The sequence below is a fragment of the Erythrobacter sp. NFXS35 genome, from assembly GCF_040148725.1.
Classification (GTDB): Bacteria; Pseudomonadota; Alphaproteobacteria; order Sphingomonadales; family Sphingomonadaceae; genus Erythrobacter.
Genome location: NZ_JAGDEB010000001.1, coordinates 359,145 through 371,872, shown reverse-complemented (window position 1 = coordinate 371,872; position 12,728 = coordinate 359,145). Strand labels below are relative to the sequence as shown.

Here is a 12,728-nt window from a genome sequence, read left to right as displayed (position 1 = left end):
CAATGGAAGCCACCGATCAGGCTGCCTGCTGCATCAGGAAAGGCGTATAAAACCGCTCGATTTCGCCGAGCACCTGATCGGGGTCGTCGATGAAATTGGCCTTATTGCGGAACTCGGCCGAACCGTGCAGGCCCTTGGAATACCAGCCCAGATGCTTGCGAGCCATCTTCACTCCGGTGTCACGGCCATAATGATCGAGCATGCGCTGGTAGTGTTCCATCAGCACAGCGTATTGTTCGTTGATGCCGGGTTCTGCCCGCGCTTCTCCGGTGCGCCACCAGTGCATCACCTGCCCCAGCAGCCACGGCTTGCCATAGGCACCGCGCCCGATCATCAGCCCGTCTGCGCCGGATTGTTCGAGGGCCTTTGCAGCATCGTCGATGGTGCAGATGTCGCCATTGACGATCACGGGAATGTTCACCGCGTCCTTGACCTTGCGCACGAAAGCCCAGTCCGCGCTGCCCTTGTACATCTGGTTGCGGGTGCGGCCGTGGACGGTGATCATCTGCACGCCGATATCTTCGGCCATGCGGGCCAGTTCCGGCGCGTTCAGGCTATCATGGCACCAGCCCATGCGCATCTTGACCGTGACGGGCACCTTTACCGCCTTCACCGTCGCTTCCATCAGGCGCACGGCGAGCGGCACTTCGCGCATCAAAGCGCTGCCGGCGAGCTGGCCGACGACCTTGCGCACCGGGCAGCCGAAATTGATGTCGATGATCGCCGCGCCGTTGCCTTCCTGCAGTTTCGCCGCCTCGGCCATGCTGGCGGGATCGCAGCCGACCAGCTGCATCGAAACCGGCTCCTCGATCCGGTCCCACGCGGTCTTCTGAACGCTCTGGCGGGTTTCGCGGATCGCCGCCTCGGTCGCCACCATCTCTGTGACGTTGAGCCCTGAGCCATAGCGCCGCACCAGCGTCCGGAACGGCATATCGGTGACACCGGTCATCGGCGCCAGCACCACCGGCTCGGCAATTGCGACCGAGCCGATGGCAATCGGCTTGAGCGCCGGAGGGGTGAGAAACATGGTCATTGCCTAGGGGTGCCTAATATTTAGGCAGTCGCATAGTGGATTGCCGAAAGCGCGTCCAGACCTTAAGCGAACGGCCGCCATGGCGATCCCCCCAGCCCTTCCCTCATTTGCGGCCATAGTGGTTGCCGCGGGCAAAGGCCTGCGCGTCGGCGGCGATCTGCCCAAGCAGTTTCGCATCTGGCGCGGCAAGCCGCTGATCCGCCATTCGGTCGAAGCGCTGGTCGCGGCAGGTGCACAGCCGCTGGTGGTGGTGATTGCCGCCGATGGAGAAAATGCCGCCGAAGCTGCGCTCGCGGGTGTCGACGGCGTACGACTTGTCGCCGGAGGTGCAACCCGTCAGGATTCGGTCCGCAATGGGCTGGAGGCGCTTGCCGCCGATGCGCCTGGATCGGTTCTGATCCACGATGCCGCCCGCCCCGATCTGCCGACTGCCGTTATTGAGCGGCTGCTGGCGGCGCTGGATCGTCAACCGGGCGCTATTCCCGTGCTTCCCGTGGTGGACAGCCTTGCGGTGGCGGGGGATGGCGAGGTGATGGCCGGCAAGGCAGTCCGCGAAGCGCTGCGCCGTGTGCAGACGCCGCAGGCCTTTCGCTTCGACGCGATTCTTGCGGCCCACCGCGACTGGGACGGCGCGACCGATGCAGGCGATGACGCGCAGGTGCTGATGGAAAGCTCCGGTTCAGTTGCGCTGGTCGAAGGTGACGAGCGCCTCAGGAAAATCACCTTTGCGGAGGATTTCGTGAATACCGGCTCACCCCCTTCCCATTTGCCCGCCTTTCGGGTCGGTCAGGGCTTCGATGTCCACCGGCTCGAACCGGGCGAGGAATTGTGGCTGTGCGGGGTGCAGGTCCCGCACGACATGGGGCTGGCCGGTCATTCGGATGCCGACGTCGCGCTCCATGCCATCACCGATGCCGTGCTCGGGGCGATCGGCGAAGGCGATATCGGCACGCATTTCCCCCCCAGCGATCCGCAATGGCGCGGCGCACGATCAGGGCGCTTTCTCGAACACGCTGTCGGCCTTGCCCGCGATGCAGGCTATGCAATCGCCAATATCGATCTTACCCTGATCTGCGAAGCGCCCAAGATCGGCCCGCACCGGCCTGCCATGCGTGCCGAAGTGGCTCGGCTGACCGGCCTTGCGGAGGGCGCGGTGAGCATCAAGGCGACCACTACCGAAAAACTGGGCTTCACCGGACGCGGCGAAGGGATCGCAGCCCAAGCCATTGTTGCATTGACGCTTGCGTGAGAGGATGAGCTTGATGAACAGAAATATTCTTGCCCCTGCCATGGCTTTTGCCGCGCTTGTTTCTGCGCAGGCCGCTCAGGCGCAGCAGCAGGCATGCGTTGCGCCGGACGATCTCGGCGACACGGTGATCTATGCCATGCCGATCGCCTATGACGCGTTCAGCACCCGATGCGCCGCTCGGCTCAACACGGATGGCTTCATGGCGCGCGGCGGCGACACCTTCATCGACGGTTTCCGCGAACGGCAGGACGGTGCTTGGCCCGGCGCCTTTCGGCTACTCAAGACCTTCATGGCACAGGACAGCGCCGACAAGGGCAGAGCGGACGCCGATATGACGGCGATGATCGCCGCCCTGCCCGAAGAATCGCTGCGTCCGTTTGTCGACGGCCTGGTGGGTCAGATGATTGCCGAGGAGATCAAACCCGAATCATGCGACAAGATCGAGCGCGGACTGGAGTTGCTGAGCCCGCTGCCGACCGAGAATGTCGCGGGGCTGATCGCCTTTATCGCCGAACTGACCGATCTCAAGAACCCGACGATCTGCGGCGCTGCGCCCGCACCCGCTCCGGCGAGGAAGTAACCGGCAATGCCCCTTTCCCTCCTGCCCGATGATGTTGCTGCACTTGCCGCCAGGGTCGTGTCGGAAAACACGGCTTCTTCGCGCAAGGTCGCCGTGGCGGAAAGCTGCACCGGGGGACTCGTTGCGGCAGCGTTGACCGAAATCGCAGGCTCATCCGCAGTGCTCGACCGTGGCTTCGTGACCTATTCGAACGAAGCCAAGATGGAGATGCTGGGGGTCGCCAGCGACATCATCGAAACCTTCGGCGCGGTCTCGATCGCGTGTGCCTGGGCGATGGCGAAGGGCGCGCTGGAGCGTTCGGGAGCCGATGTCGCGGTGGCGATCAGCGGGGTGGCCGGGCCGGGCGGCGGCACGTCATTGAAGCCGGTCGGCACGGTGGTCTTCGCCCGCGTGGTCCGTACCGCCGCCGGAGAGCCCGAGGGCGAATTGAAGTTCTTCGAAGGGGGCGAAGGGCCGGATGGACGGGCCGAAATCCGCCGTCAGGCGACGCTCTGTGCGCTCGAATTGCTGCTGCCGTAAAGCTGCTCTGCCCGCTTTTCGAAGGCTTCCACCATCTTGCGGAAGGCCTTGTCGAAATATTGCCCGGCAATCCGCTCAAACAGGCGGTTCTTGAAGGTGAATTCGACCACGAAATCTATTTCGCAACTGGTCTCGTCGATCGGCCGGAACGTCCAGATATTATCGAGATCGCTCAACGGCCCGTCGATGTAATGAACGTCGATCATCCGGGGCCGCTCCTTGGACACCCGCGAGGTGAAGCTTTCCCGCAAGGATTTGAAACCCACCACCATGTCGGCAACCATCTCCGTCTCGGAATCGCTGCGCACCCGCGTCGCGATCACCCACGGCAGGAATTCGCCATAGCGACCCACATCCGCCACCAGATCGAACATCTGCTGCGCGCTGTAGGGCAATCGCCGGGTTTCGCGGATGCCGGGCATTACGGCTTTGCCCGCTCCCGCGCGGCTGCAAGTTTTTCCTCGCGCGCGGCGCGCATCACTGCGAAATCATCACCAGCATGGTAGCTTGACCGGGTCAGCGGCGTTGCCGCAACCTGAAGGAAGCCCTTCGCGCGGGCAATCGCGCCATAGGCGTTGAACGCCTTGGGAGTGACGAATTCCTCGACCTTGGCGTGCTTCGGCGTGGGCTGGAGATACTGCCCCATCGTGATGAAATCGACTTCGGCGCTGCGCATGTCATCCATCACCTGATGCACTTCGAGCCGCTGTTCGCCCAGCCCCAGCATGATGCCCGACTTGGTGAAAATCAGCGGATTGTGCGCTTTCACCTCTTCCAGCAACCGCAGCGAGGCATAGTAGCGCGCCCCCGGACGGATGGTGGGATAGAGCCGCGGCACGGTTTCGAGATTGTGATTGTAGACATCAGGCCCGGCTTCGCAGATCATCTCCACCGCACGGCGCATCTTGCCGCGGAAATCGGGGGTGAGAATCTCGATCGTGGTGCTGGGCGTATTGCGGCGCAGCGCCTCGATCACCTTGACGAACTGCATCGCGCCGCCATCGGGCAGATCGTCGCGGTCGACGCTGGTGATGACGATATGTTCCAGCCCCATCTTGGCCGCGGCGATGGCGGTGTTCTCCGGCTCCATCGGATCGACCGCGCGGGGCATCCCGGTCTTGACGTTGCAGAACGCGCAGGCGCGGGTGCAGACGTCACCTAGGATCATCACCGTGGCGTGCTTTTTGGTCCAGCATTCGCCGATATTCGGACAGGCGGCTTCCTCGCACACGGTGTTGAGGTTGAGTTCGCGCATCAGCCGCCGGGTTTCGTGATAGCCCTCGCTTACCGGCGCACGCACGCGAATCCAGTCGGGCTTGCGCTGACGCGCGGGGCGCTCGGCAGAAGGGTCGGGCTGCGGCGTGCTGGCAAGATCGTTCATAGCCTGCCATTTAGGGGCGCGGAGCCCTTCCCGCAAGCGCGGCGCAGTTCACCTTTTCGATGGCCGACTTGTCGATCAAGCAACCAGGCTTCATAGGCCGACCATGTCCGAAACCACGCTCAAGAACATCGCCCTGCTGATTGATGCAGACAACACCTCGCCCCAGGCGATCGATCCGGTGCTGACCGTGATGGCCGAGTTGGGGCAGGTCAATATCCGCCGCGCCTATGGCAATTTCGCCAAGGACAATCTGTCGAAGTGGGACAGGATCACCAACAAGTTCGGCATCCGCCCGCAGCAGCAATTCGATATATCGAAAGGCAAGAATGCGACCGATATGGCGATGACCATCGATGCGATCGACCTGCTTTACCAGGGCAAGGTCGACGGCTTCGGGATCATGACATCCGACAGCGACTTCACACCGCTCGTCACCCGGCTGCGGCAGGACGGCATTCTCGTCTATGGATTTGGCGAGAAGAAGACGCCGGAAGCATTCCAGGCGGTCTGCACCCGCTTTCTCTACATCGACGAGCTGATCGCCAGCTCGCGTGACGAGCTTCCGGTCTCCAAGTCCGAAGGAAACCAAGGGCTGCAGGACCTACAGGAACTCATCCTTGCCGCTTACAGGGAGGCGAAGCGCGATGAGGAGGGATTCGCGAAGATCCAGCAGGTCGGTCAGATCGCCGGAAACCGTTCCAGCTTCGACGTGCGCAACTATGGCTTCAAGAGCCTTTCGGAACTGTTTGCCTCGCTCGAGAACTTCAAGACCGAACGTCGCGCTGACAATCAAATCTGGGTGAAGCGCCTTCGCTGACGCCTGCGGGACACCGGAACGGATAGGGGCGACAGACCAAAGTCTGTCGCCCCCGTTCGATAATGCTGCAATCTTGAGCGGTTCAGCTGGCCGCTGCGGTTGCGCCGCCGGCCTGTTGCGCCGCATACGTGGCCCACAATCTTGCGATAGGCATCCGTGCCCCTTCGACCTTCTCGAAGGACGCCTGCGCGGCCGCGTGGTTGCCGAGAGCGGTCTGGGCGATCCCGAGGCGGGTCAATGCTACATTCCGATCGACCCCTGCCATGCCGAGGCTCTTTTCGTAGAAGGTCACAGCCTTGGCATAGTCGCCATAACTCAGGAACGCATCACCAGCCGCGAATACGGTACGCAACCCTGCCGAGGGCGCGCTCGCATCCCTTTCCAACGAGGGAAGTTCGGCACGATCAGAGGCGATGCGGCTGTTGGCCGTGCTCAACGAATCCGCGACATATATGTCATCCTTGCTCAAGGCACCCTTGGCATAGGCCTGATCGATCAGGTCCTTGACTTCTTTGGGCAGGCGCCGCGGATCGGCGGATTCGATGTAATACAGGTAGTCCTGCTTCTCGGTCAAAACGCCGGCCCGGTTGGAAAGGCGCAGCAGATCGAGAATTTCGGCGTCTGCGTAATCGTTCAGATTGCGGGTCAGGTTGATCGCATCGCGCCAGTTTTCGGGCGACGGATAATCGCTGACCCAATCGACCACGATGTCATAGATCTGCGGTACGGCCTTGTTGTTGTAGGCAACGGTGATCCCGCGGCGATACCACTGCGGATCGACTTCTTGGCCCTGCGCCTTGCGCGCGGCGATTGCCTTGTCGAGGTATGCCAGCCCCTCGGCAACATCCCCGGACGAGAAATAGCTTTCGGCCATGGTGATTTCGAGATCGGCAGTGGTAACCGTTTCAGTGGTGAAATTATTGTCGATCGCCCGCTGCAGATAGGTGCGCGACGTGGGGTAATCCTGCAGCGCGTTGGCCAATTGATAGGCGTTGAAATTGTAGCGACCGACCTGTTCGGCAGGCAGCTTCCCGCTCGAAAGCAGCAGTTCCATGCCCTGCAGCTGGAGCGATCTGTCCTGCATCTTGGAACCGGCATTGTAGACGAGCCCGCCAACAGCCTGTTTCTCGTCCGGCGACACGGCAGACTGGACCAGCGCCTGCAACTGCGGAAGCAGCGCGCTGACATCGGTTCCTTCAGCGTTGATCGCGTCGTTAAGCGGCTGATAGGCGGCCACGAATTCCTTCGAGTACTGCGCCTTCGGTTCTTCGTCCTTCTTCTTCTTATCGCGCTTCTGCGCATGAGCCGGATCGGTAAGGCCGGGCGCGGCCAGTATTGCCGTGCCGCCGGCCAGTGCGATAGCAAGCGCAAGTTGCCGCATGAGCCCACGGTTACCGCGACGGATCGAAGAAAGTTCGGTCAATTCATCCTCCAGATAATTGTCTGTCCGGGCGGCACGCGCGCCAAGACGCCATTATGCATTTTGCAGCCTTTGAACGGCTTGCGAGCAATTTGCAATTCTCGGTAGGCCAAGCGTGCTGAATGGCTTTTGAATGGCGGCCCTGTGCAGCGTTCATGCTGTGCGAGATGTGGAAAAAGCCGCTACGTTCCCGCTGTGTTCCGCTCTGGAGGTGGCGAAACCGCCGGGTCAGGCCTACATAGGTTGCGATCCGGCCCATAATGGCCGCCGCCCCGCACGCGGGGCCCGGTAAACACTAGCAGAAACGGCCCGAGCCTTGAGCGACGACAGCGACATTCTCGATTCCCCGGCACCTTCGCCGATGGGCGGTTTCGACCGCATCGACATCGTCGACGAGATGAAGTCGAGCTATCTCGACTATGCGATGAGCGTGATCGTCAGCCGTGCGCTGCCCGACGTGCGCGACGGATTGAAGCCGGTGCACCGCCGCATTCTGTTCGCCAGTCAGGAAGGCGGCTTCGTCGCCGGGCGACCATACCGAAAGAGCGCAAAGATCGTCGGCGACGTGATGGGCAACTATCACCCGCACGGCGATAGCGCGATCTACGACGCGCTCGCGCGGATGACGCAGCCGTGGTCGATGCGGGTGCCGTTGATCGATGGTCAGGGCAATTTCGGCTCGATGGACCCCGATCCGCCGGCTTCGATGCGTTACACCGAAGCGCGCCTTGCACGGGTCACCAACAGCCTGCTGGACGATCTCGACAAGGATACGGTCGATTTCACCGACAACTACGATGGCAGCCGCAAGGAGCCGACGGTTCTGCCCGCGCGCTTCCCAAACTTGCTGGTCAACGGCGCAGGCGGGATCGCGGTCGGCATGGCGACCAACATTCCGCCGCACAATCTGGGCGAGGTGATCGACGCCTGCTTTGCCTATATGGACAATCCGGCGATCACGTCTGAGGAACTGATCGAATATATCCCCGGCCCCGATTTCCCCACTGCCCCGCTGATCCTCGGCACGCACGGCGCGCGTCAGGCATACACCACCGGGCGCGGGTCGATCCTGATGCGGTGCCGCCACGAAATCGAATCAACACGCGGCGCGAAAAGCGAGGGCCGCGAAAGCATCGTCTTCACCTCGATCCCCTATCAGGTCGGCAAGTCGAACCTCGTCGAGAAAATTGCCGAAGCCGCCAAGGAAAAGCGGATCGAGGGCATTTCCGACATCCGCGACGAATCCTCGCGTGAAGGCGTACGAGTGGTTATCGACCTGAAGCGCGATGCCACGGCCGAAGTCGTGCTCAACCAGATCTGGCGGCACACACCGGCGCAATCTTCGTTTCCCGCCAATATGCTGGCGATCCGCGGCGGGCGACCGGAAACGCTGCGGCTGAGGGAGTTCATTCAGGCCTTCATCAGCTTCCGCGAGGAGGTGATCACCCGCCGCACTAAATTCGAACTCGCCAAGGCGCGGGAACGGGCGCACATGTTGCTCGGACTGGTGGTTGCGGTTTCGAACCTCGATGAAGTCGTGGCGATGATCCGCAGCGCGCCCAACCCCGCCGAAGCGCGCGCACGCCTGCTGGCGAAGGAATGGCCGATTGGCGACATCGCGCAATATATCCGCCTGATCGAAGCGATCGAGCCATCCGCCGACGAAAGCGGCGGCACCTATCGCCTGTCCGAACGGCAGGTGAAGGCTATTCTCGAACTGCGCCTGCATCGCCTCACCGCACTGGGCCGTGACGAGATCGGCGACGAGCTGAAAGGCCTGGCGCTGTCGATCGAGGAATTCCTCTCGATCCTCGCTGACCGCGTGAAGCTGTACGGCGTGATGCGGACGGAACTGGAAGAAATCCGCACGAATTACGCCACGCCGCGCCTGTCCGAAATCGCCCCCGCATGGGATGGTCTGGAAGACGAAGACCTGATCGAGCGAGAGGAGATGGTTATCACCGTCACGCATGACGGCTATATCAAGCGCACCGCGCTCAACACCTTCCGCGCGCAGGGCCGCGGCGGAAAGGGTCGCAGCGGCATGGCGACCAAGGACGAAGACGCGGTGGTCGAATTGTTCGTGACCAGCACCCACAATCCGGTGCTGTTTTTCACGAACACGGGCCGCGTTTACCGCATGAAGGTGTGGAAGCTGCCCGAAGGCGGGCCGCAGACCAAGGGCCGCCCGATGGTCAACCTGCTGCCGCTGGGCACGGAAGAGCGCGTCACCAACGTATTGCCGCTGCCCGAAGACGAGAGCACCTGGGCGAACCTTAACATCGTGTTCGCCACCGAACAGGGCATGGTGCGGCGCAATTCGATGGACGCTTTCACCAATGTCCCGACTGCCGGCAAATACGCGATGGGTTTTGTCGAAGGATCGGGCGACCGGTTGATCGGTGTGCAGTTGCTGACGGAGGAACAGCAGATCTTCCTCGCCAGCGATGCAGGCAAGGCGATCCGGTTCTCAGCCACCGATGCCCGCGAAACCAAAAGCCGGACCGGTATCGGCGTGCGCGGCATGGCACTGAAGGGCGACGCGAAGGTCGTCAGCATGGCGGTGCTCGATCCGCTCACCGTGGATATGGAAACGCGCGAGGCCTATCTGCGTGCCGCCGCTTGGAAGAACAATGATGCGGTCCCTGCACTGCCCGCCGAACAGGTGACGGCGATGGCGGAAGGCGAGGAGTTCATCCTCACCATTACCGCCAACGGATATGGCAAGATCTCGTCCGCCTATGAATATCGCACCACATCACGCGGCGGTCAGGGCATCACCAATATCGGCACGCCCGAAAGCAATCCGGAGCGCAACGGCCCGGTTGTCGCCAGCTTCCCGGTGCGCCACGGATCGCAGCTGATGCTGGTGACCGATCAGGCCAAGTTGATCCGGCTGGGGATCGATTTCCGTCACCTCGTCGAAGGCGGGTTCGAACTGCACAAGGGCTTCTCGATCTACGGACGCGGGTCGTCCGGCCTGAAAATCTTCGATGTCGCCAAGGGCGAACATATCGTCGGGGCTGCGCTGATCGACGATAACGAGGAGCCGGAAAACCCGGCCGAGGAAGCTGTCGCCGCAGAAATCGCCAGCGATGCCGGCGTGGAAGAGCCGCCCGTCACCTGACGGGCTGCTCTCCGCGCAGGCATTGCACAATGCCGGTGGCGATCATCACCTGCCCGGCGAAATAGAGCGGCCAGATCAGCAGATCGGGCAGCACGCCGAGATCGTAACTGCCGAACCGCGCGAAGATAAGCCAGTCGCTGACGACGAACAGGACCGCGCCCGTACCGACGCGGTAGCGCGGGAACCGACTCGTCCAAGCGGTAGCAGCCATTGCTCCAAGAAAAACCGCGTAGACGGCGATCTGGTCCTGCCCGCTGACCAGGTAGCTTATCAGCGGCGTTCCGATGAATAGCGCAAGCCCCAGCATCCGTTGGCTGGGCGACAATCGCTGGCGCCGGTTCCTGAGATAGAGTGCCACCGCGAAACAATGCGCGACCGCGAACAATACGGCGCCCAACTCGAAATAAAGCTCGATCGCAACATCGCCCGCAGCCGCCAGCGCCAGCGCCGCCACCAGCAAAATGCCATCGATCCATCGCCGATCATGCGGCACCCGTAGCCAGGCATAGGTGGCGAGCAAGCCGACCGAAGCCCCCTTCGCCAGCAACCCCCACGTCCCCTCGCCCACCGGATTGTCGCGCAGGAAATAGAAAGCGGTTGCCGCCACGATGCTCCCCAACAGCCATGGCCGTTGTTCGATCAGCGCCTGTTTTGCCATCCCTGCCCGTTCCCTTTGCCCGATCCCGCCTCCCAAGGGGGCTTGCCGCGGCGCTAACACGCAATTACCTGCCCTTCCATGACCATGGCAGCGACTATTCACGATGTTCACATCATCGGCGGCGGCCTTGCCGGGAGCGAGGCGGCCTGGCAGCTCGCCCGGCGCGGCGTGAAGGTGCGCCTGTCGGAAATGCGCGGTTCAGGCGAGATGACCCCTGCCCACCAGACAGATGGCCTCGCGGAACTGGTGTGTTCCAATTCCTTTCGCTCGGACGATGACACCAAGAACGCCGTCGGCCTGCTGCACCACGAAATGCGCGCGCTCGACAGCTTGGTGATGCGCGCGGGCGAAGTGGCACAGGTACCGGCAGGCAGCGCGATGGCCGTGGACCGCGATGTATTCTCGGCCGAGGTCGAGAAGGCGCTAAGCCAGCATCCCAATGTCACCATCGTGCGCGAACGGGTGGACACTCTCCCCGCCGCCGGGCTGACCATCGTCGCCACGGGACCGCTGACGGCTCAGGCGCTAGCGGGCAGCATCGTGCAGGCCACCGGCAGCGAACGGCTCGCCTTCTTCGATGCGATTGCGCCGATCATCCATCACGACAGCATCGACATGAGCAAATGCTGGATTCAGTCGCGCTGGAACAAGCGCACCGATGCCTCGAACGAAGGCGGGGATTACATCAATTGCCCGATGAACGAGGAGCAATACCGCGCCTTTCACCGCGGGCTGATGGAAGGCGAGAAGACCGAGTTCAAGCAGTGGGAAAAGGACACTCCCTACTTCAATGGCTGCATGCCGATCGAAGTGATGGCGGAACGCGGGGTGGAAACGCTGCGCTACGGCCCGATGAAGGGCGTGGGGCTGGATAACCCGTTCGACACAACGCCCGAATTTCCGCAGGGCCGCTGGCCCTATGCAGTGGTGCAACTGCGGCAGGACAACAAGCTGGGCACGCTGTGGAACATGGTCGGCTTCCAGACCAAGCTGAAATATGCCGCGCAGATCGAGCTGTTCCGCACGATTCCGGGGCTGGAAAACGCCGAGTTCGCGCGGCTGGGCGGGCTGCATCGGAACACATTCCTGAATTCGCCGGAGGTGCTCGACCGGCAATTGCGGCTGAAGGCTGCGCCGCATATCCGCTTCGCCGGGCAGGTCACCGGCTGCGAAGGCTATGTCGAAAGCGCCTCAATCGGGCTGGTGGCGGGAATGATGGCTGCCGCCGAACTGGCTGGGCACGATTGGCAGCCTTTGCCCGCCACCACGGCGCTGGGCGCACTGCTGAGCCACATCACCGGCGATGCCGAGGCCGATACCTTTCAGCCGATGAATGTCAATTTCGGTCTGTTCCCGCCGCTGCACGAGGTCGGCAAAAAGGTGCGCAAAGAAGCCTATACTGACCGCGCCAAGGCCGATCTGGTGCGCTGGATCAGCCAGGCGCGTGAGGCCGTGCCCGCCTGATCAGCATTTGCAGGCGGGCTTCTTCGCCGCCGGTCTGGGCGCGGTGGTGGCGAATTCACGCGGGGTAAGACGGCCATTGCCATCAGCGTCGGCTTCCTCGAAGCGATCGACCGTGGTCACCGCCCATTCCTCGAATGTCAGCAGATTATTGCCGTCCACATCGAGCTTGCGGAACCCGTCGGACCGGGTCGAGAGCATTTCGTTGCGCGTGATCAGCCGGTCACGGTTGCGATCATAGCGGAAAAAGCGCTGCTCCTCGCGGGTGAGCGGGCTGACCTCGGGCGGGCTGGGGCCTTCCATAGCCCCCGGATCGGTCAGCGGCAGGTCTTCGGGATCGGGTGCGGCCGCTTCAGGCAAAGGCGGCGGCGGAGCGTTGTCGTCGATTGCCGCGCGCCCTTGCCACCAGAACATGCCGATCCCGGCTAACGCGAGCCCCGCAATAACGCCCAATACAGCCTGCCGCAAAAGTCTGCCCCATCC

Annotated in this window: 12 protein-coding genes; 6 read left to right on the top strand and 6 right to left on the bottom strand. The window is 62.5% G+C overall.

Annotated elements, in window-relative coordinates:
• Window positions 1-16 precede the first annotated feature (16 nt).
• Window positions 17-1,033: a tRNA dihydrouridine synthase DusB gene (gene dusB / locus J3454_RS01840; protein WP_349512055.1), complete on the bottom strand. Its 1,017-nt coding sequence runs from the start codon at window positions 1,031-1,033 to the stop codon at window positions 17-19.
• A gap of 79 nt (window positions 1,034-1,112) precedes the next feature.
• Here dusB and J3454_RS01835 point away from each other — a divergent pair, with 79 nt between their 5' ends.
• From J3454_RS01835 to J3454_RS01825, 3 genes are read left to right on the top strand one after another with little or no spacing between them, the layout of a single operon-like run.
• Entirely contained in the window at window positions 1,113-2,282 is a 1,170-nt protein-coding gene (locus J3454_RS01835; protein WP_349512054.1) for a bifunctional 2-C-methyl-D-erythritol 4-phosphate cytidylyltransferase/2-C-methyl-D-erythritol 2,4-cyclodiphosphate synthase, read from the top strand.
• Between the two features lie 13 nt (window positions 2,283-2,295).
• Window positions 2,296-2,862: a hypothetical protein gene (locus J3454_RS01830; RefSeq protein WP_349512053.1), complete on the top strand. Its 567-nt coding sequence runs from the start codon at window positions 2,296-2,298 to the stop codon at window positions 2,860-2,862.
• Between the two features lie 6 nt (window positions 2,863-2,868).
• On the top strand, window positions 2,869-3,381 hold the full coding sequence (locus tag J3454_RS01825) for a CinA family protein (protein WP_349512052.1): 513 nt from the start codon (window positions 2,869-2,871) through the stop codon (window positions 3,379-3,381).
• Here J3454_RS01825 and J3454_RS01820 read toward each other — a convergent pair.
• Window positions 3,342-3,803: a type II toxin-antitoxin system RatA family toxin gene (locus J3454_RS01820; RefSeq protein ID WP_349512051.1), complete on the bottom strand. Its 462-nt coding sequence runs from the start codon at window positions 3,801-3,803 to the stop codon at window positions 3,342-3,344. The two genes, J3454_RS01825 and J3454_RS01820, sit on opposite strands and share 40 nt — an antisense overlap.
• Window positions 3,803-4,762 (bottom strand): lipoyl synthase, encoded by a 960-nt coding sequence (gene lipA, locus J3454_RS01815; protein WP_349512050.1) that lies wholly within the window; start codon window positions 4,760-4,762, stop codon window positions 3,803-3,805. The genes J3454_RS01820 and lipA overlap by 1 nt, the downstream gene beginning before the upstream one ends.
• A 103-nt stretch (window positions 4,763-4,865) precedes the next feature.
• Here lipA and J3454_RS01810 point away from each other — a divergent pair, with 103 nt between their 5' ends.
• Window positions 4,866-5,579 (top strand): NYN domain-containing protein, encoded by a 714-nt coding sequence (locus J3454_RS01810; RefSeq protein ID WP_349512049.1) that lies wholly within the window; start codon window positions 4,866-4,868, stop codon window positions 5,577-5,579.
• A gap of 82 nt (window positions 5,580-5,661) precedes the next feature.
• On the opposite strand, the gene J3454_RS01805 is transcribed toward J3454_RS01810, so the two are convergent.
• Window positions 5,662-7,002, bottom strand: a complete 1,341-nt coding sequence (locus J3454_RS01805; protein WP_349512048.1) for a hypothetical protein — start codon at window positions 7,000-7,002, stop codon at window positions 5,662-5,664.
• Between the two features lie 313 nt (window positions 7,003-7,315).
• Here J3454_RS01805 and gyrA point away from each other — a divergent pair, with 313 nt between their 5' ends.
• Entirely contained in the window at window positions 7,316-10,126 is a 2,811-nt protein-coding gene (gene gyrA, locus J3454_RS01800; RefSeq protein ID WP_349512047.1) for a DNA gyrase subunit A, read from the top strand.
• Here the strand turns inward: gyrA and J3454_RS01795 are convergent.
• Complete coding sequence (locus J3454_RS01795; RefSeq protein ID WP_349512046.1) at window positions 10,119-10,784, bottom strand: lysoplasmalogenase family protein; 666 nt, start codon at window positions 10,782-10,784, stop codon at window positions 10,119-10,121. The two genes, gyrA and J3454_RS01795, sit on opposite strands and share 8 nt — an antisense overlap.
• A gap of 78 nt (window positions 10,785-10,862) precedes the next feature.
• Here J3454_RS01795 and trmFO point away from each other — a divergent pair, with 78 nt between their 5' ends.
• Window positions 10,863-12,248, top strand: coding sequence for a methylenetetrahydrofolate--tRNA-(uracil(54)-C(5))-methyltransferase (FADH(2)-oxidizing) TrmFO (trmFO, locus tag J3454_RS01790; protein ID WP_349512045.1), 1,386 nt, complete (start codon window positions 10,863-10,865; stop codon window positions 12,246-12,248).
• Here trmFO and J3454_RS01785 read toward each other — a convergent pair whose 3' ends face one another.
• Complete coding sequence (locus J3454_RS01785) at window positions 12,249-12,713, bottom strand: EF-hand domain-containing protein (RefSeq protein ID WP_349512044.1); 465 nt, start codon at window positions 12,711-12,713, stop codon at window positions 12,249-12,251. It lies immediately after the preceding gene.
• Window positions 12,714-12,728: the final 15 nt, after the last annotated feature.